Raw genomic sequence first — 26,624 nt, 5'->3', positions numbered from 1 at the left:
GACTGTGTGCGTGACGAGCGCGCGCACCCAGATTGACACCGTCGACCACGCCGCCAGCTCCCCCGACCAGCCGCAACCCTTCCACGAGCTGGGTCTCAAAGACGACGAATACGAGCGGATCCGCGAGATCCTGGGGCGCCGGCCGACCGACACCGAGTTGGCCATGTACTCGGTGATGTGGAGCGAGCACTGCTCGTACAAGTCCTCCAAGGTCCACCTGCGCTACTTCGGGGAGACCACCACCGACGACATGCGCGCCGGGATGCTAGCCGGAATCGGGGAGAACGCCGGCGTCGTCGACATCGGCGACGGCTGGGCGGTGACCTTCAAAGTCGAGTCCCACAACCACCCTTCGTACGTGGAGCCATACCAAGGAGCGGCCACCGGCGTCGGCGGCATCGTCCGCGACATCATGGCCATGGGCGCACGCCCGATCGCCGTCATGGACCAGCTCCGATTCGGTGCCGCCGACGCACCCGATACCCGCCGCGTGCTCGACGGCGTCGTGCGCGGCATCGGCGGCTACGGAAACTCGCTGGGACTGCCCAACATCGGCGGGGAGACGGTCTTCGACGCAAGCTACGCCGGCAATCCTCTGGTCAACGCGATGTGTGTGGGGGTGTTGCGGCAGGAGGACCTGCACCTGGCGTTCGCCTCCGGCACCGGCAACAAGATCATCCTGTTCGGCGCGCGTACCGGGCTGGACGGCATCGGCGGGGTTTCGGTGCTGGCGTCGGACACCTTCAGTGCTGATGGGGGGGCGGAGAACTCGCGCAAGAAGCTGCCGTCGGTGCAAGTGGGTGACCCTTTCATGGAGAAGGTGCTCATCGAGTGCTGCCTCGAGCTGTATGCCGGCGGCTTGGTGATCGGCATCCAGGACCTGGGTGGAGCCGGATTATCCTGCGCCACATCGGAATTAGCGTCCGCCGGGGACGGCGGGATGGCCATCCAACTGGACGCCGTTCCGTTGCGGGCCAAGGACATGACGCCCGCCGAGGTGCTGTGCAGCGAATCGCAGGAACGAATGTGCGCCGTCGTCGCACCCGAGAACGTCGACGCCTTCCTGGCGGTGTGCCGCAAATGGGAAGTGCTGGCCACCGTGATCGGCGAGGTCACCGACGGAGACCGGCTACGCATCACCTGGAACGGCGAGACCGTCGTCGACGTGCCGCCGCGTACGGTCGCGCACGAAGGCCCGGTGTATCAGCGCCCGGTGCAGCGCCCCGACTACCAAGACGCCCTGAACGCCGACACCTCGGCCGCGCTGCCCAGGCCGACCACTGGCGACGAGTTGCGCGCGACCTTGCTTGCTCTGCTGGGCAGTCCGCATCTGTGCAGCCGCGGCTTCATCACCGAACAGTACGACCGCTACGTGCGCGGCAACACGGTACTGTGTGAGCACGCCGACGGCGGTGTGCTGCGCATCGACGAACTCACCGGCCGCGGCATCGCGCTGTCGACCGACGCGTCCGGCCGCTACACCAAGCTGGACCCCTACACCGGTGCCCAACTCGCGCTGGCCGAGGCATACCGCAACGTCGCCGTCACCGGCGCCACCCCGGTCGCGGTGACCAACTGCCTCAACTTCGGCTCGCCCGAAGACCCCGGGGTCATGTGGCAGTTCGCCCAAGCGGTCCGCGGCTTGGCCGACGGCTGTGCGGCCCTTGGCATTCCGGTGACCGGCGGCAATGTCAGCTTCTACAACCAGACGGGTTCCTCGGCGATCCTGCCCACTCCAGTGGTCGGCGTGCTCGGCGTGATCGACGACGTCAGCCGGCGCATCCCCACCGGGCTGGGCACCGAACCGGGGGAAACGTTGCTGTTGTTGGGCGACACGCGTGACGAGTTCGACGGATCGATCTGGGCGCAGGTGACCGCCGACCACCTGGGCGGCCTACCGCCGGCCGTCGACCTGGCGCGCGAAAAGCTGCTGGCCGACGTGCTGAGTGCAGCTTCGCGCGATGGCCTGGTATCGGCGGCGCATGACCTGTCCGAAGGCGGCTTGGCCCAGGCCATCGTGGAGGCGGCGCTGGCCGGCGAAACCGGTTGCCGCATCGTGCTTCCCGAAGATGTCGACCCGTTCGTGGCGTTGTTCTCCGAGTCGGCAGGGCGGGTCCTGGTTGCGGTGCCGCGCACCGAGGAAAGCCGATTCCGGGCGATGTGCGAGGCGCGCGGCCTGCCGGCCGTCCGCATCGGCGTCGTCGACCAAGGCTCCGACGCCGTGGAGGTGCAGGGCTTGTTCACGGTATCCCTGGCCGAACTGCGGGAGACCTGGGAAACGGTGCTGCCGCGGCTGTTTGGATGAGCCGGCTGCGGGCAGTGGCGGTGGCCGCCGGGCTGGTGGGATGGAGCTTCGTCAGTCCGCTGCTGCCGCAACGCTTTCGAGTACCCGGGCAAGCCGCGGTCGGTGCGCTGTCAGTGGCCGCGCTGCACCCGCCGCTGGGCCTGGCGCCGCCGCGGTTGTGGGCGGGCTTGCGCCTCGGGGCGGCGGCAGGAGCGCTGACGGCCGGTGGAATCGCGGCGAGCACAGCGGTCCCGATGGTCCGCGCGGCGATGGCCACCCACAGCGTGCCCGCATCCCCGGCCGAGTGGCTGGCCTGGCGGATACCCGTCGGCACGGTGTGGTCCGAAGAGGCCACCTTCCGCGCGGCGCTGGGCGCTGCCGGCGCGGCAGCTTTCGGTCCGACGGGTGGGCGATGGCTGCAGGCATTGGCTTTCGGCCTCTCCCATGTCCCGGACGCGCGTGCGGCCGGTGACCCGGTGGCCCCCACCGTGGCGGTGACCGCACTGGCCGGCTGGGTATTCGGCTGGCTGGCCGACCGCAGCGGCAGTCTGGCCGCGCCGATGCTGACCCACCTGGCCATCAATGAAGCGGGCGCGGTTGCCGCGTTAGCTAATCAGCGAAAGCGGTGACAGTCAGAAGACCCGGTCCTGCTGATCGGCGACCACGGCGCCGTCGGGTCGGCGCAGCGGCGCCTGACCGCCGTCGGGTTCATCGAAACCCTTTGTGGCGCAGGGATAGGGCGGACTCTTCGGCATGGGGTTGAGGAACGTCGGATTGACCAGCCAGCGGCCGTCGGCATTGTCGTAGGCGCGGCACATCAACTCGATCTGGTTGCGGTTGAGCACCAGGCGCGCAGCGGTGGCGTCACCGACGAACGTCACGTCGCCGTCGGAATCGCCGGCGCCGAACACTTGCCGATGGGGGGCTTGCTCGAAGGCCGCGGTGCCCTGCATACCGAACACTTGCTCGTTGACTCGACAACGCTTCCCCTCGTTGAATGGCATGGACGTTTCGCCGCCGCATGACGCCAGTCGGGTCGTTACCGCGTCACCGTCGTGTTCGACGCGGACACCCATCACCCGGTCCCCGGTGATCCCGACGTCGGCGGCCCAGACCTTGACCACCGCCTCCGGTGAGGCCGAGATGACCCGGACGTCAAAGCCGTTGGCCTGCAGCGTGCCAATGAGGTCACGCATCTGCGGGTAGTAGCGGACCCAGGCGGTTTGGCGGGTGCTGCCCACCGTCTGCTCGGCGCCCTGAGCGGCGTCCAGGTTCTCCTGGCGCGCTGCGGTGGCGAAGCCGGTCACGTCGGCGTCGGTCCAGCCGGCCAGCAACTGCAACAGCCAGGCGTCAACCGGTTTGAACCGGCGGTGGTTGTAGCCGGCGAAAGCTGCTGCGCCCGAACGGGTCCGGACGTCGTTGTAGATGGACACCAGCTCGTCGGCGCATCCGGTGCCGGCCGGTGATCCGGTCGGGATGGGTTGGCCGACCGCGGAGAGGGTGCCGCAGGCCTCGGTCAGGGCGGCGGCGGCCTGCGGGGTGAGAAATTGACTGGTGGCCGCCCAGTCGCGGGGTTGGCGGATTTTGGAGTTGCGCACGATCCAGAAGAACGTCGCGTGGCCGATGTCGTTGCGCACGGTGGTGTTGTCCCAGTCGAACAACGCCAGTGGCGCGCCGTCGGCCACCGAGCCGGTCTTGCCGCACGCGCCGAGTTGGCCGATCATCGCGTTGATCCGGTCGCGGTTGTCCCCGTACCAACCGGGGTCGGTGGCCAGCGTGCGGCAACCATGCGCGGCCCGGCGGTCGTTGGCATGACCGCAACCGCTCAGTGTCACCATGATCAGGCTCAGCAACACAACCGCCCGCAGTGTCATCGCTGCCCCTCGGATACGCGTTCTCGTGGGTTGATCGTGTGACAACCGGGCTTCCCGCCGGGACCGCCTTCGGCGTTGATCCGCGGCAGATTCTCCGGCCAGACGTAGGGATTCTGCGCGCCGACGGTCTTGTACGGTGGCCGGCTTCCCGGATCCATGATTCTGAGACCCTAGGGTATGCCCGCCCGCCGCAGACCTGATCCGGCACAGACTCGGCAGATCGTGTCGGCCCTGGCGGAGTGGCTGCAGGACGAGAGTCGTCCGGCGCCCGACCGGAACGCGTTGGCGACGGCGGTTCGCCTCACCGCCCGTACGCTCGCCGAACTGGCACCGGGCGCCAGCGTCGAAGTGCGGGTGCCGCCGTTCGTCGCGGTGCAATGCATCTCCGGGCCGAGGCACACCCGCGGCACCCCGCCGAACGTGGTGGAGACCGACCCGCGCACCTGGCTGCTGGTGGCGACGGGACTACTGAGCTTGGCGCAGGCGACGGCGGCCGGTTCGGTGACGCTGTCCGGTTCGCGTGCGGGTGAAATTGGACACTTGTTACCGGTGGTGCAGTTGAGCTAGATGGTGTTTGAGCTGCGCTTTTGCGTTGGCACGCGGACAAATTCGAGCGCGGACACGCGCGCGGGATTCGCCGGTGCGCCCGCGGTGCCCGTAGACTTCGGTACGTCACCAACCGCGCCCTAGGGAGCCGCCAAATCGTGACTGTCGAGCAGCCCGAGCAAGACTTCAACGCCCCACGTGAAGAGTGTGGCGTCTTCGGGGTCTGGGCCCCAGGGGAAGACGTCGCCAAGCTCACTTACTACGGCCTCTATGCGCTGCAGCATCGTGGCCAAGAGGCCGCCGGCATCGCCGTCGCCGATGGTTCCCAGGTGCTGGTCTTCAAGGACCTGGGCCTGGTCAGCCAAGTGTTCGACGAGCAGACGCTGGCGGCGATGGAAGGCCACGTCGCCATCGGGCACTGCCGTTACTCGACCACCGGCGACACGACGTGGGAGAACGCCCAGCCGGTGTTCCGCAACACCGCCGCAGGCACCGGCGTCGCGTTGGGACACAACGGCAACCTGGTCAACACCGCCGAGCTCGCCGCACGCGCCCGCGATGCGGGTTTGATCGCGAAACGCTGCCCCGCCCCGGCGACGACGGATTCCGACATCTTGGGTGCGCTGCTGGCCCACGGTTCGGCCGATTCCACGCTCGAGCAGGCGGCTTTGGAGCTGCTACCGACCGTGCGCGGCGCGTTCTGCCTGACTTTCATGGACGAAAACACCCTGTACGCCTGCCGCGACCCGCATGGGGTGCGGCCCTTGTCGCTGGGCCGGCTGGACCGCGGCTGGGTGGTGGCGTCGGAGACCGCCGCGCTGGACATCGTCGGTGCTTCGTTCGTGCGCGACATCGAACCCGGCGAACTGCTGGCGATCGATGCCGACGGCGTGCGCTCCACCCGCTTCGCCAACCCCACGCCCAAGGGCTGCGTCTTCGAATACGTCTATCTGGCCCGGCCGGACAGCACCATCGGCGGCCGATCCATCCACGCCACCCGGCTGGAAATCGGTCGCCGCCTGGCTCGCGAATGCCCGGTCGACGCCGACTTGGTGATCGGCGTGCCCGAATCCGGGACCCCCGCGGCGGTGGGCTACGCCCAGGAGTCCGGCATCCCCTACGGGCAAGGGCTGATGAAGAACGCCTACGTGGGCCGCACCTTCATCCAGCCGTCGCAGACCATCCGCCAGCTCGGTATCCGGCTCAAGCTGAACCCGCTCAAAGAGGTGATCCGTGGCAAGCGGCTCATCGTCGTCGACGACTCGATCGTGCGGGGCAACACCCAACGCGCGCTGGTGCGGATGCTGCGCGAAGCCGGGGCGGTGGAAGTGCACGTGCGCATCGCCTCGCCACCGGTGAAGTGGCCCTGCTTCTACGGCATCGACTTCCCGTCCCCGGCGGAGTTGATCGCCAACGCCGTCGAGGATGAAGGCGAGATGCTCGAGGCCGTCCGGCATGCGATCAACGCCGACACGCTGGGCTACATTTCGCTGCGCGGGCTCATCGCCGCCACTGAGCAACCGGCCTCGCGCCTGTGCACCGCGTGCTTCAACGGCACCTATCCGATCGAATTGCCGAGCGAGTCGGCGTTGGGCAAGAACGTGATTGAGCACATGCTCGCCAACACCGCCCGCGGTGCGGGCTTGGGTGACCTGGTCGCCGACGAAGTTCCCGTCGGGCGCTGAGGGGAGACACCACCGGTAGGCGATACCGGCGTTGCCCGTCGCCCGGTAGCCTTTATCGCGATGACGGATCCCATCACCTACGCGTCTTCCGGGGTGGACATTGAAGCCGGCGATCGCGCCGTTGAACTGTTCAAGCCACTGGCGAGCAAGGCCACCAGGCCCGAGGTGCGCGGCGGACTGGGCGGCTTCGCCGGACTGTTCGCCTTGCGCGGTGACTACCGCGAACCCGTGCTGGCCGCCTCCACCGATGGTGTAGGCACCAAGCTCGCCGTCGCCCAGGCTATGGACAAACACGACACCGTCGGCCTCGACCTGGTCGCGATGGTGGTCGACGACCTGGTGGTGTGCGGCGCAGAGCCGCTGTTCCTGCAGGACTACATCGCCGTCGGGCGCAGCGTCCCGGAACGGTTGGCGGCCATCGTCAGCGGAATCGCCGACGGCTGTGTGCGGGCCGGTTGCGCGCTGCTGGGCGGCGAAACCGCCGAACACCCCGGGCTCATGGAGCCCGACCACTACGACATCTCCGCCACCGGCGTCGGCGTCGTCGAAGCCGATGCGGTGCTGGGTCCCGACCGCGTCAAACCCGGCGACGTCATCATCGCAATGGGTTCCTCAGGCCTGCATTCCAACGGGTACTCGCTGGCGCGCACGGTCTTATTGGAGATCGACCGGATGAACCTTGCCGGCTACGTCGAGGAATTCGGTCGCACCCTGGGCGAGGAACTGCTCGAGCCGACCATCATCTACGCCAAGGATTGCCTGGCCTTGGCGGCCGAAACCCAGGTTCGGACGTTCTGCCACGTGACCGGCGGGGGACTGGCGGGCAACCTGGAACGCGTCATCCCGCAAGGGCTGGTCGCTGAGGTCGACCGGGGCACCTGGACTCCCGCGCCGGTGTTCGCCATGATCGCTCAGCGCGGACGCGTCTCCCGCGCCGAGATGGAGAAGACGTTCAACATGGGCGTCGGCATGATCGCCGTCGTAGCACCCGAGGACACCGACCGAGCGCGGGCCATCCTGACCGCACGACACCTCGATAGCTGGGTACTGGGATCGGTTGGCAAGGGCGGGAAAGGCAGCCCGCGCGCGAAGCTCGTCGGGCAGCACCCCAGGTTCTAACGCTGTGCTCTAGCGGCGCCAGTCGTCGTCTTGCTCCCAGGAATCGTCGGGGAACCTTCCGTCGCCGTCCCCGGGGCCAGATCCATCGGCACTCGTCCCTGACAGCTCCTGCTGAAGCCGTTGGAAGTCGGTCTGGGGGGAGCTGTACTTCAGTTCTCGTGCAACCTTGGTCTGCTTTGCCTTAGCCCGGCCGCGGCCCATGGGGGAACCCCCTCGCGAAATAACGGAGCGGCCTAACAAGTAGGCGGCTCCGATCTCTTAGTGTCGTTATTGTCCTGCCGACAGCTTACCGTGCCTCGCGGTCGCGCGTTGGTCGCCCTGCCCGCGTGTAGACGCGGTCGGTGACTATCGGCCGCCGCGCAGCCGCTCCACGGCGCGCCGTCCGGCACCCACCTCGTCGGTGGGCGGCAGCGACTCCGGGTCGATCACCGCGGCGACTTCGCCCTGCGAGCCCGTGGTCAGCTCGGTCTGAGCCGGCACACCCCGCTTGAGCAGCGCCAACGCCACCGGACCGAAGTCGACGTGCTCGACAACGGTGCCCAGCCGCCCCACCGCCCGACCGGCGGCCAGCACCGGATCACCGGTGGCCGGCCGGTCGCCGGAGCCGTCGAGGTGCAGCAACACCAGCATGCGTGGGGGCTTGCCGAGGTTGTGCACCCGTGCGACGGTTTCCTGGCCGCGGTAGCAGCCCTTGTCCAGGTGGACGGCGCCCTCGCGGGGACCGCCGATCCAGCCGACTTCGTGCGGGATGGTGCGCTCGTCGGTGTCGACGCCCAGCCGCGGGCGCAGCGCAGCCACCCGGTGAGCTTCATAGGCCCAGACACCGGCCGGCCGCGCCCCGGCCTGCTGCAAGCGCCGCTGCCAGCTCGGTAACGCATCGCGGTGAACGAGCAGGTCCAGTTCGATCTGATCGGGGCGGGCGCTGGGCATCCGGCGCGCGAAACCCCCGCGCGCCAGCGGGACTGCCGTCAGCTCGACGGGCAACCGGTCCAGACCCATCGCATGCAACAGCGGTTGCTCCGCCAGCCGCGGACCCAGCAGCGACAGCACGGCCACGTCCGCGACCCCCGGCGTCACGTCGGACCAGAACACCATCTTGCGCAGATAGTCCAGCAGCGGCTGACCCCGCCACGGTTCGGTGTCCAGATAGGTGGTGCCGCCCAATTCGGTCTGCCACCAATGGTCTTCGACGCGGCCCTGCCCATCGAGGCTGAGATTCTGCGTGCTCGCGCCGGACGGTAACTCGCTGACATGCTGGGTGGAGATGCTGTGCAGCCAGGTCTGCCGATCGGCGCCGGTCAGCGTGAGCACCGCCCGATGGGACCGGTCCACCAGCACCGCATCGCTCTGGGCGGCCTTCTGCTCCCCAAGTGGATCACCGTAGTGCCAGATGGCTCCCGCGTCGGGTCCAGGATCTGGGGCAGGAACTGCGGACACAGCACAACTCTACGGATTCGGCCTGCCCCACAGCCCGACGACTAGGCTGCTATGCCATGCAGACTGGTGTCGTCGTCACACTGGACGGCGAAATCCACGATCCCGCAATGCCGCTGCTGCACGCCGACGATCTGGCGGCGGTGCGCGGTGACGGGATCTTCGAGACGCTGCTGGTGCGCGACGGCGCCGCGTGCCTGGTGGAGGCCCACCTGCAGCGGCTGACTCACTCGGCCAAGCTGATGGATCTGCCCGAACCCGATCTGGCCGGCTGGCGGCATGCGATCTCGGTGGCGACACAGCGTTGGGCGGCCGGCACCGACGACGAGGGCGCGATGCGCCTGATCTACAGCCGCGGCCGTGAGAGCGGTTCGCCCCCGACGGCCTACGTCATGGTCACCGCGGTTCCAGAGCGGGTGCGCGCGGTGCGCCGCGCCGGCGTTTCGGCGATCACGCTGGACCGTGGGCTGCCGGCCACCGGCATCGACGCCATGCCCTGGTTGCTGGCCGGTGCGAAGACCTTGTCGTACGCGGTGAACATGGCGGTGCTGCGCCACGCCGCCCGCCAAGGCGCCGACGACGTCATCTTCGTCAGCTCGGACGGCTACGTCCTGGAAGGGCCGCGCTCGACGGTGGTCATCGCGACCGACGAAGGAGCGGACAACCTGTGCCTGGTGACTCCGCCGCCCTGGTATCCGATTCTGCGCGGCACCACCCAGCAGGCGCTCTTCGAGACCGCCCGCGCCAAGGGTTACGACTGCGACTACCGGGCCCTGCGCGTAGCCGATCTGTTTGCCGCGCACGGAGTCTGGCTGATCTCGAGCATGACCTTGGCGGCCCGGGTGCACACCCTCGACGGCAGGTTGCTGCGCCCTACCCCGATTGCGGCCGCGTTCGCCGAACTCGTCGACGCCGCGATCGCCGGCGATCGCTGAGCGCTGAATTCTGTTGTCGGCTCGCGAATTTACGGGTACGGTCGGCCGTACACAAGAAGGGAGGTGGTCCGCGAAATTGATAGCTTCATGGACATGTGAGGTGGCTGCGCGCTAGCAGCAGTGGCTCGGAACTACCGGCGACTTTGCGCTGGCAAATTCCCCGCAGCCACCCGGCCCCCGAGTTTCCGGTCCGTCCAACCGGAAATACGCTCGGGGGCCGCTCCATGTCTGGGCTATTTCGTGGACTTGTTGCCGATCTGCTCAGCGATCCGGCTGCCCGCGTCGCCGAGGTCGGATCCGCAGGCCTCCACCTCGACCACCACCTCGTTCACCGCATCGAGCACGTGCTGACAGGTCCGGCCGCTGCCGTCGGTCTGGGTGCGCACCTGGCTGATCTTCGGGGCGGACCCGTCGACGTCGCCGAAGGTCCATTCGCTGCCCCGGCCGGCCGAGCCGCCGAACTTGACGGTCTTGTTGGCGCAGGCCCGCCACCTCTCCGCCGACGCTTCGACGAAAGCGCGAGCCTTCTCGGCCGACGGGAATGTCGCCGCGCCTTCCACCACCCGGTGCGCAGGGTTTTCACCGGCGGTGTGCAGCACCTCATTACGTGCGGCACTCGGGTTGTGGGGGCGATACACGGACTCCTCGAGTGGTTCGTAAGCCGCCACGCACTCCGGTGCCGACAGGGTGCCCTGCGGGGCGCGCAGTTGGTCGCCGCGCGAGGCGGACACCATGTTGGGGTCACCCAGGATGGAACCGACTTCCTCGGCACCGAGTAGCGCCAAGTTCGCACGGCCGGGCGCGGCCGGGGCGGCCGAGGACGGGCCCGGTTTCGCCGTCGGCTTGTGGTTCCCGCCTGACGAGGCGAACAGCACGATCGCGACGATCGCCACGACGGCGACCAGCGCTGCGGCGCCGATGATCAGCAGCTTCTTGTTCGAACCGCCGCCGGTCGGCGCGGGCGTTGCCGGTTTTGCGGCCGGCGGCCGGCTCGGGGCTGCGGCGGGCGGTTGCTGGGCCGACGGGCTGGGTTGGGTCGGCGGGACGGCCGGGGTCGTTGCGGCGGGCGGTGCGGCGGGTGCGGCCTGGGCGGCCGAGTTGGCCTCCGGTCCGCCGTCTTTGGCGTCGATCTCGGCCAGCACGTTGTCGATTTCGCTGCGGGTGCGGTAGGTGACGTCATGGCGCAGCCGCAGCATCCGCAGCAGTTGGGCGATGTCGCTACGTGCGCTCGGGTCGTCGCCGTCCTCGTCGAGCCCGGTGCGCAACTCGACCAGCAGTTGCAGCTGTTGCTGCGGGCTGAGCTCCTTCTCGGCCAGCGTGTTGCCCAACCGCATGATGTAGCCGAAGGGTACCGGCGGCTCTGGGGGCAGCGGGGAAGGCAATGGTGCGGCCTTGGCGCGCAGCGAATGGATCGCGGTGACCAGCGCAATGCCCGCATCGACCGTCGGGTTCTGGTAGTCGATGATCTGCAGGTCCGAGACGGGATTCACCCGAACGCTGTCGACGGGCCCCACTTTGACCGGCAAGATCGGCCGGTTCAGCGCTTGGGCGTAACGCAACTCGGCTTGGCTGGGCTTGGACTGCAGCCAATTGTTGCTCAGCGCGACGATGAAGACCTCGCAGGCGCGGATCTGTTCGAGGATGGCGTTCCACCACGAGTCGCCGCCCCCGAGCTCCTGGTCGAACCAAACCTGCTGTTGCGCGCGTTTGAGCGCGGCGGTCAGGGCGTCGAGCGAGGATCTGTCTTGGCTCGAGTAGCTGATGAACAAGGCCATAGAAATCTCCTCAATAGGAGGGCGCTGGGGGAGCTGGCACGGCGAATCCGAAGAGACGGTAGCGCATGGCACTACCCTCAGCAATGAACTTCGGCAAACCCGGCGCGGGCGCGATGTGGCCCGCCGGCGCGCTAATTGGCCTCGCTGACCTCGGCGTCGGCCGGCTGGCGACATTCGGCGTAGCGCTGCGCGAACTCCTGACCCGGAACCGGCCACTGCTCACCGTCGGCGCCGCGCACGATCCAGTCTCCGTCTGCGGCGGCCGTGGGGCCCTCCAGCGTGTTGACGATTTCACCGGGCTGGGCCGGGCGCGCCTGTACTCGACCCTTGCGCCGCCACTTGCCGTCACCGGCGTCCTCGTAGGTGGCGCGAAAGATGTCGTCGCGCACCGACCAGATCTTTCCGTCCGCCTGTACCGCCCAGTCGCCGGGTTTGGCGTGCATGGTGTGCCCGGAGTCCGATCGCCACGTCCAGGGCGCGTCGCGCTGCTCTGCGATGACGGTCCCCGCTCGCTCGAACGGTTTCCACAGCGGGCGGGACCGGTAGCCGAGCTGACGCAGGCTCCACAAGGTGGCGGCCAAACTGCGTACGGCGGAGTTGAGGAGTTCCGGCTTGCTCTGCACTTCCGACCAGTCGACCAGCTTGTCGTGGATCTTGCGGGAGTCGTCGCGGGTGGGACCGTATTTCCAGCCGTTGCGGCGGTAGTACCGGCACCAGTCTTCGTGTTCGGCCTGGGCCATGGCCATCGCCTCGTAATGATCAAAACCCAACAGCGCCAACTGTTTCAGCGGCGGCGCCTCGGCCATGTCCCGCCCGGACAGCTGCACCGGCGGGGTGCCCCAGGTATTCCAGGTGTGGCCCGCGATCTGTTCCACCATCCACAGCGCGTTGCGCACCTGACGCCGGTTGGACCCGCGGTAGAACTCGCTGAGTTCGCTCCACGGCATCGCCGCCGGAGACCGCGGTCCATCGGGGTCCAAGGTGGCGACATAACGCTCGTGGATCAGCCGCGCCGCTCGCTCCCAGGCGTCTTGTATCTGCCCCTCGCGGGTGTCCAGAACCAGCGAATAGGACTGCAGCAGCCCGACCACCTGGATCGAGTCGTCGGCGATGCTGGCGTTGGTATCGGAGGTGTAGACCGGCATGTCGGGGAAGCGGGCGGCCAGCCTGGTGCCGGTCGTGGCCGTGTGGGTGTCGACCAGAATGACCGCGCTGGTGGCCGGGTCGGAGTCACCGATCAGGCGCAGCAGCGTGGGCACCGTCGGCGCTTCGGGAACCGCGTCGATCACCGGTCCGTTCGAGGCGAAGCCCGCTTGCTGCCGGTAGAAGTCGTGGTCGCGCAGGTAGTCGTCGGCGTCTCGTTCCACCAACGTCAGCGCCGGTAATTCCACGGCGCCCGGCGGGGTGTGGAAGTCGCGTTCCAAGGCGCGCCGTGTCAGGTCGGCACACAGCGCCAAGGTCAATTGCGATGTCCCGCAGATGAACACGCGTTTGGTCTTGCCGGTGGCGAGGATGCCGTCCAGGAGCCGGCCGGCGGTCACCTCATACTTGCCGACCACGTCGGCGGCCCACCGGGTGTCCGAACCGCCGAACTGCTGGGCACGCCAGGCTTCCGCGAGCCACGGGTCGTCGATGCGCACGATGAGCGGCAATCGTCGCTTGTTGGCGACCTGCGACAGGCGCTTGCTGATCAGATCCAGCCACAGCAGGTTGACCGCCGGATCGGGCGCCATCAGATAGAGCCGGCTCAGGTGGCGCCACAGGCGCAGCGATACCAACGTCGACGGGTTGTTGAAGTCGACGAGCACTACTCGGGCGCCCTGTCTGCGCGCCCGTTGCACTTTGTCGTCGCCGGCGCCGGTGATCACGACCAGGGTGCTGCGCCGGTCCAAGGTGCGCGCGACCGCACTGATCATCGACTGGCTGTCGTCGTCGACACCGACGATCGCGGTGACCGAATCGGCCAGGTTGGCGCGCAGCCGATCCACCTGGGACCGGAAGACGCCGACCACCACCCCACCCAACCCGGTGAAGATCGCCGAAAGTGCCGCTATGCGAGCCAATTCCAGGCCGACGGGCGTGGGGTTCGGGCAGGTGCGCCCGCTCAGCGAATAGTCGCCGATGCCGCCTTTGACCAGCTGGGCGGTCGCCATCAACGGGGTGAAGAAGGCCGGATGGTTGGCGTCGTGGCAACCCCAGTACGAGCTCAAGCCCAGCACCGCGCTCATGGAGATCAGCGCGGCGATGACGGTGAACGAAACACCGACCAGCCGGTGGCTGCCGTCGGAGCGGAAGATCGCCACCCCGGCGCAGACCAGGACCAGAACGGCGATGCCCAGCGTCGGCATCGATCCCGGCCGGCCGAACCAGGTCAGCCCGGCGGGCAACGCGTCGACGATTCCCGGCTGCAACGCGATGACCGCCAGATAAGCGATTACCAGCAGACCCACCCCGGACCAGACCCAGCGCAGCGCGGGTGGGGTCCTTTTGTGACGCATCCGCCGACCTCCTTCGCGCAACCGGCTGCCCGGGGGCTGCTAACCCGCGAACAGTACACGCAGCAGGACGCTTGAGGCGGTGAGTTACCCGACGAACCGGGACAGCCGGGCGGACAGATGCGGCACCAGCGCGCCGTCGGCGTCGACCCGCTCCTCGACGTAGGCCAGGTCGCCGCCTTCGACGATCCCGTAGAGGCGTTTCGCGCCGCCCACCAGCACGCCCGAACGACTGCGGGCCAGGGCATCGGTGACCAGCTCCCACGACGATGCGTTGCGCGGTCGCCCGTAGAACAACTCGACGTATCCGGCCGAGTGGGCCAGCAGCAGCTCGATTGCCTGGGATTCGGAGGGGTCGTAGGGATCGGTGACGAACCGCCAATAGCCGGTCTCGCGCAAACCCGGCTCCTGATAGTCGCCGGTTTCGGTCAGCCGCCAGGAGCGGGCTTCCCAGTTCAGGTAGTCGCCGCCGTCGTGGGAGACGACGATTTGCTGGCCGAACCGGTAGTCGCCGTCGGCGCCGCGGCCTTCTCCTTCACCGCGCCACACGCCGACCAGCGGCAGCAGCGCCAGCAGCGCGTCGTTGAGGTTGGCGCCTTCGCGCAGGTTCGCCGTATCGGCGGGGATTGGCAGGTCGTCGAAGGCGGGGATATTGCGCGTTGCGGTCACCTTGGCGCGTTCGGCCGCAGCGGCAACGGCGCGATCGCCGGAGGTAACCGGGGTGATCGCCTCGTCATGGTCGTCGGCGTGGGTCACGACTCGTCGGTGATCAGCCGGTACAGCGCATACAGCGCGAACCAAGCGATGACCACGGTCACAACGACCAGCATGATCTCGTAGAACAGCACCACGAAGACGAGTCTAAGCGTCTTTGTCCGACAGTGGCCGCACCCCCGGATCAGCCCGGGGCAGCCGCCCGGTCAGGCGATCTTGACGTCGACCTCGTGGACGCCGGCGCCGGACGGCGCCACCACGGCGTCACCGTTGCCCACCGCCGACAAGGCACGCAGCGTCCAGGTGCCCGGCGCGGCGAAGAACCGGAAGTCGCCGGTAGCCGACGCCACGACCTCAGCGGTGAACTCGTCAGAGGAGTCGAGCAGCCGCACGAACGCGCCGCCGACGGCTTGCCCCTGACCGTCCACGACGCGGCCGGTGATCACGGTCTCTTTTTCCAGGTCGACGCTCGCAGGCAAGGTCAGTCCTTGTTTCGGTGCAGTGCACATGTCAGCTTCCCAACTCGATCGGGGCACCCACCAGGGAGCCGTATTCCGTCCAACTGCCGTCGTAGTTCTTGACATTCCGGTGTCCCAGCAATTCGCTCAGCACAAACCAGGTGTGCGAGGAACGCTCCCCGATCCGGCAGTAGGCAATCGTTTCCTTCTCGCCGTCCAAGCCGGCGTCGGCGTAGAGCTTGGCCAACTCCTCGTCGGACTTGAAGGTGCCGTCCTCGTTAGCGGCCTTGCTCCACGGCACGTTGATGGCGCCGGGAATGTGACCGGGTCGCTGACTCTGCTCCTGGGGCAGGTGCGCCGGCGCCAGGATCTTGCCGGAGAACTCGTCGGGGGAGCGCACGTCGACCAGGTTCTTGGTGTTGATGGCGGAGATGACCTCGTCGCGGAAGGCGCGGATGGAGTTGTCCGGGGGCGACGCGGTGTAGGAGGTCGCCGGCCTGGTGACCGGGTCGCTGGACAAGGGGCGGGCGTCGAGTTCCCACTTCTTGCGCCCACCGTCGAGCAGCTTGACCTTCTCGTGGCCGTAGAGCTTGAAGTACCAGTACGCATAGGCGGCGAACCAGTTGTTGTTTCCGCCGTAGAGGATCACCGTGTCGTCGTTGGAGATGCCGCGGTCGGACAGCAGTTTGGAGAATTGCTGGGCGTCGACGAAGTCGCGCTTGACCGGATCCTGCAGGTCGGTTCGCCAGTCCAGCTTGATCGCCCCGGCGATGTGCCCGTCGTCGTAAGCGCTGGTGTCTTCATCTACTTCTACGAAGACGACGTCGGCGGCGTCGAGATTGCTCTCGGCCCAGTCAGCGGAGACCAGGACGTCGGAGCGTGCCATGGTAGGGGTCCTTTCGATTGCTTCTATCAGGTGGTGGGAGTCAGAACGGCGGCCAGGGTCGCACAGCGAACAGCGACGACCGCCACCGGGGCGGTGTTCCTGCTCGACACGGATTACTCCTAGATACGCCTGTTGCACGAAATCGATTGCGAGACATGCGCGGCCTTCGCGCTGCTCGGAGTGCTGCGCGGGGTTGGGCGCGGCTACTCAGCAGCTACAGCAACAGCAACAGCCCGCGCAGCGGCACAGGTCGACTGTGCGGCGCTTGGTGAGCGAGGGCTCGATGCGGGCTGGCACGCCGGTCAGCTTACCTAATAACACGGTGATCAAGCCAACAGCGGTCACCGCCGGCCCTCGGGGGTGCCGAGGGCATCAGGACTGCTTGAACCCGTCGAGGGTGACCGTCACGTTCCTGGTGATGCCTTCCATGATGACGTCCGAACCGCGCGCGCCGACGGTGTTGGGCGCCACCCCGAACGGCAGATTCTGGTCGGGCAGCCTGCTGCTGAAGGCGCGCAGGACCGCGTCGAGCTTGTCGTCGGGGACGGTCTGGTCGGCGGTGTTGGGTCCGGTCAGCACCCCGGTCGGGGTCATGATCAGGGTGGTCTTGTCCTCGGGCGCAACCGACAGATCGACCGAGACGCTGACCCGGTGATCAAAGTGGGCGGCTTTGGGGGTGCCGCTGAACACCAGGCCGTGGCTGCCGGAGATGCCGGATTCGGTGGTGCCGCCGGTGGCGTCGTTGGACTCCTGCTGTGGCGCTTCCACCATCAGGTCGCTGATCCCCAGGTAGCGGCCCAAATGCACCGAGTCGATGATGATGCGGCTTTCCAACTTGCCCACCGGCAGCTTGGCATCGGGCCTGATCAGCCACGATGCGTCGGTCAAGTCGACCGAATGCATGGTCGCCTCCAGCGTGGCCTTGCCGACCGCCGCGTGCTCGACCGCGTTCGCTTTGATCTCCAGCTCGTTGTAGTGCTCGCGCATGGCCTGCGGGATGAAGGGAAAGGCCAGGATGGCGATGAAGGGGTCGGCTTCCAGGTTTGCTGCCTTGCGCACGTTGGTGGACAGACGGTACTCGGCGTAGATGCTGGTGCCGTAGTCGACGCCGATGGCAGCCATGGCGAGGACGCCGACGGTGACCGCGACGACGGTCGCCCCGACCCACACCTTGCGCATCCGCATATTGTGGCCCTTCTCGCGAAACGCCTCGTCACCAGGCTGTAGCCGGATTGCCCGGTTCCTCAGCGCTCCGTCCCGGACCGCCTCGTCACCAGGCCGAAATGTAGCGGGCAAGTTATCGTTAGGTGAGCTGGCCATTGACGTCTCGTGTTGACGAACCATGGGAGATGCCTTTCCCACGACGCTGGAGGGGCTTGTTGGAGTTATTACTACTGACCTCGGAGCTGTATCCCGACCCGGTCCTGCCATCGCTGTCGCTGCTCCCTCACTCCGTGCGGACGGCGCCGGCGGAGGCTTCGTCGTTGCTGGAGGCGACCAACGCCGACGCGGTGTTGGTCGATGCGCGCAACGACCTGTCGGCCGCGCGTGGTCTGTGCCGTCTGTTGAGCACAGCGGGTCGGTCCGCGCCGGTGTTGGCGGTGGTGAGCGAAGGCGGACTGGTGGCGGTCAGCGCCGACTGGGGACTCGACGAGATCTTGCTGCCGACCACGGGACCTGCCGAGGTCGACGCGCGACTCCGGCTGGTGGTGGGCCGGCGCGGTGGTCTGGCCGATCAGGAAAGCGTGGGCAAGGTCAGCCTGGGTGAGTTGGTGATCGACGAAGGCACCTACACCGCCCGACTGCGGGGTCGTCCGCTTGACCTCACTTACAAAGAGTTCGAGCTGTTGAAGTATCTGGCCCAACATGCCGGGCGGGTGTTCACCCGTGCCCAATTGCTGCACGAGGTGTGGGGTTACGACTTCTTCGGGGGAACCCGGACGGTCGACGTGCATGTGCGGCGACTGCGTGCCAAGCTCGGCCCCGAATACGAGTCGCTCATCGGGACGGTCCGCAACGTCGGCTACAAGGCGGTTCGGCCGGCGCGGGGCCGGGCGCCGGTCCACGAGCCCGACGAGGACCCCGACGAGCAAGACGACAACGACGCCGAGGACCTGCAGGATCCGCTGGCCGACCCGTTGCGCAGTCAGTGACGTCACTCGACTGGCGCTCCGCACTGACCGGCCAACAGCAGCAGGCTGTGCGTCAATTGGTAGATGCCGCAACGCAATCCGACGCGGTGGCGCCCGTCGGGGAACAAGTGCTGCGGGAACTGGGTCACGAGCGCACCGACCACCTGCTGGCCACGGAGTCCTCAGGCAACGCGGTTCTGGGCTACCTCAATCTCAGTGCCGGTGGCGTGATGGCGGAGTTGGTGGTGCACCCCGATGCACGCCGTCGCGGCATCGGCACGGCGCTGGCGCGCGCGGCGCTGGACAAAACCGGCGGGCGCAATCAGTTCTGGGCGCATGGCACCCTGGCGCCTGCCGCCGCGACCGCCGCCGCGCTGGGCCTGAGCCCGGTGCGGGAACTGGTGCAGATGCGCCGCTCGTTGCGCGATATTCCCGAACCGGTGGTTCCCGCCGGGGTCCGGGTCCGCACCTATTCCGGCCCGTCCGACGACGATGAGTTGCTTCGGGTGAACAACGCCGCGTTCGCCCACCACCCCGAACAGGGCGGCTGGACCGAGGCGGAGTTGGCCGAGCGGCGCAACGAAGCGTGGTTCGACCCGGCGGGCCTTTTCCTGGCATTCGCCGAGGACCAACCCGACAAGTTGCTGGGCTTCCACTGGACCAAGGTTCACCTGGATCAGCCGGGTCTCGGGGAGGTGTACGTGCTGGGGGTCGACCCTTCGGCGCAGGGCAGCGGGCTGGGGCAGGCCTTGACGTCGATCGGTCTGGCGTTCTTGGCGCAGCGACTCTCCGATTCCGACATCGAGGAGCCCACGGTGCTGCTCTACGTGGAGTCGGACAACACCGCCGCCCTCCGGACGTATCAACGATCCGGGTTCAGCACCTACAGCGTCGACACCGCTTACGCGCTGGCTCGCGACAACGGTTGAGACCTGCCCTGCGGGCCGGCGCATACTTTGTCCGCGGCCTGGCAATAGGTCAGGAACGGAAGCGAGATCGGTGAGACGAACGGGCGCAGCGGCGGTGATCGCCGCGGCGGTGACGGTGTGCAGCGCGTTGGTTACCGCCTGCGGCGGTGCGGACAACCGTCACGCCGGCTCCATCCCGGGTTTGGGGGCCCCGCCGCAGTCGGTGGCTTGCGGCGGTAAGAACACCGTGACCGCCGAGGGTTCCACCGCCCAGCAGAATGCGATGGCGCTGTTCAATAAGGTGTGGGCCCAGGCGTGTCCGGGCAAGACGGTCTCCTATAACCCGACCGGGTCCGGCGCTGGGCGTGAGCAGTTCATCGCCGGGCACGTCGACTTCGCCGGATCGGACTCGCCGTTGGTGGCAACACAGATTGCGCCGGCCGCCGCGCGGTGCAAGGGGAACGCGGCGTGGGACCTGCCGCTGGTGTTCGGCCCAATTGCGTTGGCCTACAACCTACCTGAGGTGCCCACGTTGATCGTGGATGCGGACGCGCTGGCCAAGATCTTCGGCGGTGCGATCCGCACCTGGAACGACCCGCTGCTGGCCACCCTGAATCCCGGTGTGCGCCTGCCTAATACGCGCATCGTTCCGATCTACCGCAGCGACTCATCGGGTACCACCGACAACTTCCAGAAGTATCTGACCGCGGCCGCGCCGCAGAGCTGGACCAAAGGCGTCGGCAGCAACTTCCAGGGCGGAGTCGGGCAAGGCGCGCAACGGTCGGCCGGTGTCATCCAGTCCGTGCGGTCGACGCCCGGATCGATCGGGTACGTGGAGAAGGGTTTCGCCGATCAGGCCGGGGTGCCGTTCGCCCAGATCAACACCGGCACCGGCGTCGTAGCGCTGACCGACGAAACCGCCCGTAACGCCGTCAACGCCGTCACGGTCCTGGCCGCCGGCAACGACCTGGTGCTCGAACTGAGTTCGCTGTACGGCACCCAGGAACCGAACGCTTACCCTCTGGTGCTGGCCAGCTATGAGATCGTGTGCTCGAGCGGGTACGACTCCGACACCGCCGCGGCGATCAAAGCCTTCCTCACCACCGCGGTGGATAGCGGGCAGAACGGTCTCACGGCAGCCGGTTACGTCCCCCTGCCCGATAAACTGAAAGAGCGCCTGATCGCCGCGATCAATGCACTGCAGTAGCCGGATATGCGACAGGTGCGGCGCTGACGCTGATTTTGCTGATCGCGATCAACAATGTTGGGCCAGGATGGTCGTGCGGCGGATGGCCCCGCGCAGAGTTAGGCAGTATTGAAGGTGAGGAGGTGTGCGTGGCTAAACGGTTGGACCTCGAAGCGGTCAACATTTTCTACGGGTCGTTTCACGCGGTTGCCGACGTGACACTGTCGGTGCTGCCGCGCAGCGTGACGGCCTTCATCGGTCCGTCGGGCTGCGGCAAGACGACCGTGCTGCGCACGCTGAACCGCATGCACGAGGTGATCCCCGGCGCCCGGGTCGAAGGTAGCGTGCTGCTCGACGACGAGAACATCTACGGCCCGCGGATCGACCCCGTCGGGGTGCGCCGGGCGATCGGCATGGTATTCCAGCGGCCCAACCCGTTTCCCGCGATGTCGATTCGCGACAACGTGGTCGCCGGTCTGAAGCTGCAGGGCATCCGCAGCCGGAAGGTGCTCAACGAGACGGCCGAATCGTCGCTGCGCGGGGCCAACCTGTGGGACGAGGTGAAAGACCGGTTGGACAAGCCCGGCGGCGGCCTGTCCGGCGGGCAGCAGCAGCGGTTGTGTATCGCGCGCGCGATCGCGGTGCAACCCGACGTGTTGCTGATGGACGAGCCCTGTTCGGCGCTCGACCCGATCTCGACCATGGCGATCGAAGATCTGATCAGCGAGCTCAAGCAGGACTACACCATCGTCATCGTCACCCACAACATGCAGCAGGCCGCCCGGGTGAGCGATCAGACCGCGTTCTTCAACCTCGAGGCCGTAGGCAGACCGGGGCGCCTGGTCGAGATCGACGACACCGAGAAGATCTTTTCCAACCCCAGCAAGCGGGCGACCGAGGATTACATCTCCGGCCGCTTCGGCTGATCACTGGTTCGAGGCAGGCGCCTCGTCTTCGGGGAACTTGCCGGTCGCCTGGAAGATGACGCGGCGCGCCACCTCGACGGCGTGGTCGGCGAAACGCTCGTAGAACCGGCCCAGCAACGTGACGTCGACGGCCGCGGCCACACCGTGTTTCCATTCCCGGTCCATCATCACCGAGAACAGGTGGCGGTGCAGGTCGTCCATGGCGTCGTCTTCTTCGCGAATGCGGGCCGCCTTCTCCGGGTCCCGGGACAGCACCACCTCTTGGGCGCTGTTGCCCAAATCGACTGCGACGCGGCCCATTTCGGCGAAGTAGCCGTTGACTTCTTCCGGTAGGGCGTGCTGCGGGTGGCGGCGACGGGCGATCTTGGCCACGTGCAGAGCCAGCGCGCCCATCCGGTCGATGTCGGCCACCATCTGGATGGCGCTGACGATGGCTCTCAGGTCGCCGGCGACCGGGGCCTGCAAGGCCAGCAACACAAACGCGCTCTCCTCGGCCCGCGCGCTCATCCGCGCGATCTGCTCGTGGTCGGAGATCACTTGTTCGGCCAGCACCAGATCGGCCTGCAACAACGCTTGGGTTGCCCGCTCCATCGCCATTCCGGCGAGCCCGCACATTTCGCCGAGGCGCTCGGACAGCTCCTCGAGCTGCTCATGATAGGCGGTCCGCATGTGATAAAGCCTACGTTCTCAACCCCCCAACTGCTGGGAAGCGCCGCCAGATCGGCTATTCGCAAGTGGTGTCGGCCGCGTTGGTCACCGTCAGGTCTTCGGGCAGCTTGGTCGTAGGACTGCTCGAGTTGCGGGTGATCTGCACGCTGACCGAGGAGCCGCTGGGCGGGGGAGTCGTCACCGAGCTGAAGTCCGGTCCCAGCACCACCTGGACCACCTGTCCGATCCCGGTGACACGTTCCACCTTCGTACTGCCGAACGCGGCGGCGACCGTGGCGGCCGCCTGCTCGTTGCCCGGTGAGAAGAACACCGTGGTGGTCTTCAACGTGTTCGGGTAGTCGTCCGGCGTCATCACGTTGAAGCCGTTGCGCTGCAGTTGGTTCGCCGCGACGGTGGCCAAGCCGGTGGTGCTGGTTCCGTTGGAGACCTGCACGGTGACTTCTTGCGGCGAGGTGGTGGTGAGCTGCTGCCGCTCGGTCTCGTTGGTCGGGGCCGCCGGAGGCGCCTTCTTCGTGGTCGTCGGCGCGGTGGTCGGGGTCCTGCCCAGGGTCTGCGCGTTCTGGTCGTTTTCCAGGGGCAGCGGATCGTCGTTGATAATCGAGGCGAACAGTGCCTTCATGTCGGCCGTGCGCGGGGGCTCGTCGCCGTTCTGGTCCGTCACGCCCGTCGGCACGGTGACGAACGTGACGTGGCCGGCGGCCATGTGCTGCAACGATTGCCCCAGGGTGACCAGGTCTTGGGTCCTGATGTTGTCGACGTAGCTGTTGCCGATGAAGAGGTTGACGACGTCGTTGAGCTTGTTGAGGTTCATCAACGTGTCGTTGGACAGCAACGACCGCAGCAGTGAAGACAAGAACAACTGCTGGCGTTTGATGCGGCCGTAGTCACCGTTGCTTTCGGTGGTGACCTGACGGGCCCGCACATAGTTCAGCGCGGTCGGGCCGTCAATGACCTGGCGGCCGGCGTGGGCCAGGACGGTGCCCAACTCGTAGTCACGCAGCGGCGTGGTGCTGCACACCTCGACCCCGCCGAGCGCCTCGACCATCCGCGCGAAACCGACGAAGTCGACGGCGATGAAACGGTTGATGCTCAGACCGGACAGCTTCTGAATGACCTTGACCAGGCATTTGGGACCACCATAGGAGAATGCCGAGTTGAGCTTGGTCTCCGTGTAGACCATGCGGGGACCCCACGTCCCCTTCTTCTCGTCGTAGATCGGCCCGTACTTGTGCGTGTCGGGGTTCCAAGCCTCGCACTGGATCGGATTGATCGCCAGGTCGCGGGGGAACGACACCGCGACCACTCGTTTGCGGTTCGCCGGGATGTTGACCAGCATGACCGTGTCCGAGCGGGCGCCACCGGCGTCCTCGGTGTCACCGGCGCCGACTTCGGCGTTGGCCCCGGCCCGCGAGTCCATCCCGACGATCAGGAAATTCTCGTCGCCGAATTGAGCATTGGGGTCGACGATGTCGCCGGACTGCGGATCCAGCGCGCTGACCGTGTTCATTCGGCTGTTCTTCGAGCTACTCCACTGCCACGCCCCGCCGGTCATGACCAGTGCCACGATGGCGAACAAAGCGGCCAAGGACCGCCCGGCCAGCAGCATCGGGCGCCGCTTCTTTCGCGGCGCGGCGGTTTCGGGTGCCTCGTCGGGTGTCGTCGCGGCCGGCTTCTTGCCGCGCGGCTTGGACCACCGGCGCGGTTTGTCCTCGATGTCGTCGTCGGCCGGGTAGTGGGCTGCGCCCAGGTCAGGCAGCTCGGAGAGCAACTCGGTGGAGTAGGCGGGATTGAGGATGACCTGGGTGTCTTGCAGGTCGTCGACCTCGTGGACCTCGTCGACGGGTGCCGGCTCGTCGTCTGGTTCCGGGTCTGGGGCGAGGTGACGGCGGCTGGGCCGGTCGGGTACGGCGGCGCCGAGCTTGGCGATCAGATCGGCGACAGTGACGCCGCCGTCGATGTGGTTGCCGGCTGGCGCGCTGTCCTCAACTGAATCGGTGTCGTCGGCTTGAGCCGTGTCTTGATCTGCGGCGGTCGCGGTGAGCGATCCCGCCGACCACCGGGATAAGCCGTCGTCGACCGGCGATGTCCGCAGCCGCTCCCACGGCGCGGCGCCTGGAGTCGGCTGCGGTTTTACGGTAAGCCGGTGTTTGTCGCGGCCGCCGGCAGCGCGCCGAGGGTCAGGAGTGGCGTCGTACTCGCCGTCACTCATGTCCTACCGGCCTCCGGGGTTTCGGTTTCGCACACACGTCAGCGCAGCGCCTTTTGCTAGGCGCCGCGCATTTGACGCAAGGCTCACATCGTACTTAGTTATCGGTGCAGACGCGATTTCAAGATCGTCTCGGTTCAACCACCAGAATGCATGACGTCAGCCCCTTCGGGCACCTTGCAGTCGTCGGGGTCGTCCAGCCAGCCGTCCGGCAGCGCCACCCGGGCCGGTGACCCCTGCCGTCCGCGCGGGCCGTTGGCGGCGTCGGGGAAGGCGACGGTCCGGTCCAACTGGTCCAGCAGCCGGTCCAGCTCATCGCGCGTCTTGACCAGGGCCAACGCCCGCCGCAATTCCGATCCCGCCGGGAAACCATGCAGGTACCAGGCGATGTGCTTGCGGATATCGCGCATGCCCTTGTCTTCGCCGAAGTGCGCGGCCAACAGCGCGCCGTGCCGGCGGACGATGTCGGCAACCTCACCCAGCGTCGGCGGCGTCGGTGCCGGGGTGCCGGTGAACGCGGCGGACAACTCGGCGAACAGCCATGGCCGGCCCAGGCAACCCCGACCGATGACCACCCCGTCGCATCCGGTCTTGGCCATCATGGCCAGCGCGTCGCTGGCGTCATAGATGTCGCCATTGCCCAGCACCGGAATGGTGCGTACCTCGTGCTTGAGCGCGGCGATCTGATCCCAGTCGGCGGTCCCGGAGTAGCGCTGCGCCGCCGTGCGGGCGTGCAGCGCCACCGCTGCAGCGCCTTCGGCTTCCGCGATGCGCCCGGCGTCCAGGTGCGTGTGGTGGCCCTCGTCGATGCCGATGCGGAACTTCACCGTGACCGGAATGCCGGTGCCTTCGGTGGCTCGTACGGCGGCGGCGACGATCTGTCCGAACAGCCGCCGCTTGAACGGCAGCGCCGCGCCGCCACCGCGCCGGGTCACCTTGGGCACCGGGCAGCCGAAGTTCATGTCGATGTGGTCGGCCAAGCCTTCGTCGGCCACCATCTTGGCGGCGGCGTAGGTGGTGTCCGGGTCGACGGTGTAGAGCTGCAGCGAGCGGGGTGATTCGTCCGGGGCGAACGTCGTCATGTGCATGGTGACCGGGTGGCGCTCGACGAGCGCCCGGGCGGTCACCATTTCACAGACGTAGAGTCCGCTGACCGTGCCGACCTTCGACTGTTCTAGTTCACGACACAGTGTCCGGAACGCGACGTTGGTCACCCCGGCCATCGGGGCCAGCACCACCGGGCTGGCCAGCTCGATCGGGCCGATGCGCAACGATGGTTACCGCTCGCTCATCGCCAACTTGCCCGCGGTCTTGTGCAGCTCGAAGGCGGTGACCTTCTTGCCGGTGCGGGCTTCGCGCTCGAGGTAGCGCTGCTTGGACGCCTCGAACTTGTCGCACTCGGCCTCGAGCTCTTCCAGGAGCTTGCCGAGGTCATCGCGCATCCAGGCGGCCTCGCCGGTGAAGTCCTCGCGCTCGAAGATGCGCCACTTCTTCAACACGGGCTTGACCACCTCTTCGAGGTGGATCCGCAGGTCGTAGACGCCGCCGACAGCGATGATCACGGCCTTGCGGCGGAACTCCGGAACCAGGAACCCGGGCATCTTGAAGTGCCGCAAGATCAGGTGCAGCGACGCCATCGCCTGGTCGGGCGCGATCTCGAACGCGGCCTCGCTGACGTCGCGGTAGAAGATCATGTGCAGGTTCTCATCGGCCGAGATCTTGGCCATGAGCTGGTCGGCGATCGGGTCGTTGCAGGCCCTGCCGGTGTTGCGGTGCGACACCCGGGTCGCCAGTTCCTGGAACGTGACATAGATGACCGAGTCGGTGAGCCGCTCGGCGAAGTACTCGCCCTGGTGGTTCTGGCCCGGGCTGAAGCCGCGGTTGACCACCTCGAGGCGCAGCAGTTCCAACTCGACGGGGTCGACGGCGCGGGTCACGACCAAGTAGTCACGCAGCGCCATGCCGTGGCGGTTTTCCTCGGCGGTCCAGCGGTTGACCCACTGCCCCCAGGCGCCGTCCATCCCCATGTTCATCGCGATCTCGCGGTGATACGACGGCAGGTTGTCCTCGGTGACCAGGTTCTGCACCATGGCGACCTGAGCGACATCGGACAGCTTGCTCTGTTCCGGGTCCCAGTCCTGCCCGCCCAGCGCGTAGTAGTTCTTGCCGTCCGACCACGGGATGTAGTCGTGCGGGTTCCACGGTTTGTGCATGCTGATGTGGCGGTTCAGATACTTCTCGACCACCGGCTCAAGTTCGTGCAGCAGCCGTAGGTCGGTCAGCTCGGCTGACATGGCGCCCCTCCAGTTATCTGTGTCTACGAGTTGCAGTCAATATATCTGTGTCGGGCAGTAGCATCAAGTTTCCGCACGGTGTGGCGCCTCACCTGTGA

24 protein-coding genes and 1 pseudogene are annotated in these 26,624 nt (G+C 67.3%); 10 read left to right on the top strand and 15 right to left on the bottom strand.

Translation table 11 applies throughout. The annotated features are described in order from the left end of the window. The first annotated feature begins 10 nt into the window (after positions 1-10). Together purL and I2456_RS24855 are read left to right on the top strand one after the other, a co-directional pair. The gene (gene purL / locus I2456_RS24860) at positions 11-2,305 is read left to right on the top strand and encodes a phosphoribosylformylglycinamidine synthase subunit PurL (RefSeq protein WP_085075302.1); all 2,295 of its coding nucleotides are present in this window, start codon (positions 11-13) and stop codon (positions 2,303-2,305) included. Then, positions 2,302-2,913, top strand: coding sequence for an Rv0804 family intramembrane glutamic endopeptidase (locus I2456_RS24855; protein ID WP_068023480.1), 612 nt, complete (start codon positions 2,302-2,304; stop codon positions 2,911-2,913). Before purL ends, I2456_RS24855 begins: the two co-directional genes overlap by 4 nt. Positions 2,914-2,916: 3 nt before the next feature. Here the strand turns inward: I2456_RS24855 and I2456_RS24850 are convergent, their stop codons facing one another. Together I2456_RS24850 and I2456_RS28800 are read right to left on the bottom strand one after the other, a co-directional pair. After that, on the bottom strand, positions 2,917-4,158 hold the full coding sequence (locus I2456_RS24850; protein WP_085075303.1) for a haloacid dehalogenase-like hydrolase: 1,242 nt from the start codon (positions 4,156-4,158) through the stop codon (positions 2,917-2,919). A gap of 41 nt (positions 4,159-4,199) precedes the next feature. After that, a pseudogene (locus tag I2456_RS28800) lies at positions 4,200-4,280 on the bottom strand (hypothetical protein); the annotation flags it as partial. A 55-nt stretch (positions 4,281-4,335) separates the two neighbouring features. Here I2456_RS28800 and I2456_RS24840 point away from each other — a divergent pair. The 3 genes from I2456_RS24840 to purM all read left to right on the top strand — a co-directional run bounded on the left by I2456_RS24840 (position 4,336) and on the right by purM (position 7,508). Then, on the top strand, positions 4,336-4,725 hold the full coding sequence (locus I2456_RS24840; protein WP_068023478.1) for a sterol carrier family protein: 390 nt from the start codon (positions 4,336-4,338) through the stop codon (positions 4,723-4,725). A gap of 137 nt (positions 4,726-4,862) precedes the next feature. After that, positions 4,863-6,389, top strand: coding sequence for an amidophosphoribosyltransferase (gene purF / locus I2456_RS24835; protein WP_085075304.1), 1,527 nt, complete (start codon positions 4,863-4,865; stop codon positions 6,387-6,389). 60 nt (positions 6,390-6,449) lie between these two features. Next, positions 6,450-7,508 (top strand): phosphoribosylformylglycinamidine cyclo-ligase, encoded by a 1,059-nt coding sequence (gene purM, locus I2456_RS24830; protein WP_085075305.1) that lies wholly within the window; start codon positions 6,450-6,452, stop codon positions 7,506-7,508. Between the two features lie 9 nt (positions 7,509-7,517). Here purM and I2456_RS24825 read toward each other — a convergent pair whose 3' ends face one another. Next, entirely contained in the window at positions 7,518-7,709 is a 192-nt protein-coding gene (locus I2456_RS24825) for a DUF3073 domain-containing protein (protein WP_068023469.1), read from the bottom strand. Positions 7,710-7,853: 144 nt separating this feature from the next. Further along, positions 7,854-8,945 (bottom strand): CAF17-like 4Fe-4S cluster assembly/insertion protein YgfZ, encoded by a 1,092-nt coding sequence (ygfZ, locus tag I2456_RS24820; RefSeq protein WP_085075306.1) that lies wholly within the window; start codon positions 8,943-8,945, stop codon positions 7,854-7,856. A 56-nt stretch (positions 8,946-9,001) separates the two neighbouring features. Between ygfZ and I2456_RS24815 the strand changes: the two genes are divergently transcribed. Then, positions 9,002-9,877: an aminodeoxychorismate lyase gene (locus tag I2456_RS24815; RefSeq protein WP_085075307.1), complete on the top strand. Its 876-nt coding sequence runs from the start codon at positions 9,002-9,004 to the stop codon at positions 9,875-9,877. A 233-nt stretch (positions 9,878-10,110) separates the two neighbouring features. Here the strand turns inward: I2456_RS24815 and I2456_RS24810 are convergent, their stop codons facing one another. The 7 genes from I2456_RS24810 to lmeA form a co-directional block, all read right to left on the bottom strand. Continuing rightward, positions 10,111-11,652 (bottom strand): sensor domain-containing protein, encoded by a 1,542-nt coding sequence (locus I2456_RS24810; RefSeq protein WP_163703897.1) that lies wholly within the window; start codon positions 11,650-11,652, stop codon positions 10,111-10,113. Positions 11,653-11,783: 131 nt separating this feature from the next. Further along, positions 11,784-14,150, bottom strand: coding sequence for a RyR domain-containing protein (locus I2456_RS24805; RefSeq protein WP_085075309.1), 2,367 nt, complete (start codon positions 14,148-14,150; stop codon positions 11,784-11,786). A gap of 84 nt (positions 14,151-14,234) precedes the next feature. After that, complete coding sequence (locus tag I2456_RS24800) at positions 14,235-14,903, bottom strand: heme-binding beta-barrel domain-containing protein (protein WP_068023456.1); 669 nt, start codon at positions 14,901-14,903, stop codon at positions 14,235-14,237. Positions 14,904-15,067: 164 nt separating this feature from the next. After that, complete coding sequence (locus I2456_RS24795; RefSeq protein WP_068163158.1) at positions 15,068-15,370, bottom strand: DUF1416 domain-containing protein; 303 nt, start codon at positions 15,368-15,370, stop codon at positions 15,068-15,070. 1 nt (position 15,371) lies between these two features. Next, positions 15,372-16,205: a sulfurtransferase gene (locus I2456_RS24790; protein ID WP_068023451.1), complete on the bottom strand. Its 834-nt coding sequence runs from the start codon at positions 16,203-16,205 to the stop codon at positions 15,372-15,374. 207 nt (positions 16,206-16,412) lie between these two features. Next, positions 16,413-16,502, bottom strand: a complete 90-nt coding sequence (locus I2456_RS29260) for an Ms5788A family Cys-rich leader peptide (RefSeq protein ID WP_372516534.1) — start codon at positions 16,500-16,502, stop codon at positions 16,413-16,415. 75 nt (positions 16,503-16,577) lie between these two features. Further along, on the bottom strand, positions 16,578-17,390 hold the full coding sequence (gene lmeA / locus I2456_RS24785) for a mannan chain length control protein LmeA (RefSeq protein WP_085075310.1): 813 nt from the start codon (positions 17,388-17,390) through the stop codon (positions 16,578-16,580). A 191-nt stretch (positions 17,391-17,581) separates the two neighbouring features. Between lmeA and I2456_RS24780 the strand changes: the two genes are divergently transcribed. The 4 genes from I2456_RS24780 (at position 17,582) to pstB (ending at position 21,357) form a co-directional block, all read left to right on the top strand. Continuing rightward, the gene (locus I2456_RS24780; RefSeq protein ID WP_139823306.1) at positions 17,582-18,358 is read left to right on the top strand and encodes a winged helix-turn-helix transcriptional regulator; all 777 of its coding nucleotides are present in this window, start codon (positions 17,582-17,584) and stop codon (positions 18,356-18,358) included. Further along, positions 18,355-19,266, top strand: coding sequence for a mycothiol synthase (gene mshD / locus I2456_RS24775; RefSeq protein WP_085075311.1), 912 nt, complete (start codon positions 18,355-18,357; stop codon positions 19,264-19,266). Before I2456_RS24780 ends, mshD begins: the two co-directional genes overlap by 4 nt. Before the next feature lie 70 nt (positions 19,267-19,336). Continuing rightward, positions 19,337-20,452 carry a phosphate ABC transporter substrate-binding protein PstS gene (gene pstS / locus I2456_RS24770; protein WP_139823307.1) on the top strand — a complete coding sequence of 372 codons (1,116 nt, stop codon included), beginning with the start codon at positions 19,337-19,339 and terminating at the stop codon, positions 20,450-20,452. Between the two features lie 128 nt (positions 20,453-20,580). Next, complete coding sequence (gene pstB, locus I2456_RS24765; RefSeq protein WP_068023441.1) at positions 20,581-21,357, top strand: phosphate ABC transporter ATP-binding protein PstB; 777 nt, start codon at positions 20,581-20,583, stop codon at positions 21,355-21,357. On the opposite strand, the gene phoU is transcribed toward pstB, so the two are convergent. From phoU to I2456_RS24745, 4 genes are all read right to left on the bottom strand, one after another. Further along, positions 21,358-22,026 (bottom strand): phosphate signaling complex protein PhoU, encoded by a 669-nt coding sequence (gene phoU, locus I2456_RS24760; protein ID WP_068023438.1) that lies wholly within the window; start codon positions 22,024-22,026, stop codon positions 21,358-21,360. It lies immediately after the preceding gene. Between the two features lie 55 nt (positions 22,027-22,081). After that, on the bottom strand, positions 22,082-24,235 hold the full coding sequence (locus I2456_RS24755) for an LCP family protein (RefSeq protein ID WP_085075313.1): 2,154 nt from the start codon (positions 24,233-24,235) through the stop codon (positions 22,082-22,084). Between the two features lie 134 nt (positions 24,236-24,369). Beyond that, entirely contained in the window at positions 24,370-25,455 is a 1,086-nt protein-coding gene (dusB, locus tag I2456_RS24750) for a tRNA dihydrouridine synthase DusB (RefSeq protein WP_241008028.1), read from the bottom strand. 54 nt (positions 25,456-25,509) lie between these two features. Continuing rightward, positions 25,510-26,526 carry an acyl-ACP desaturase gene (locus I2456_RS24745; protein ID WP_085075315.1) on the bottom strand — a complete coding sequence of 339 codons (1,017 nt, stop codon included), beginning with the start codon at positions 26,524-26,526 and terminating at the stop codon, positions 25,510-25,512. Positions 26,527-26,624 lie beyond the last annotated feature (98 nt).

This window comes from Mycobacterium kubicae, assembly GCF_015689175.1.
Taxonomy (GTDB): domain Bacteria; phylum Actinomycetota; class Actinomycetes; order Mycobacteriales; family Mycobacteriaceae; genus Mycobacterium; species Mycobacterium kubicae.
Note: the sequence above shows the minus strand (reverse complement) of the source record. Positions and strands in the feature narration are given on the sequence as shown.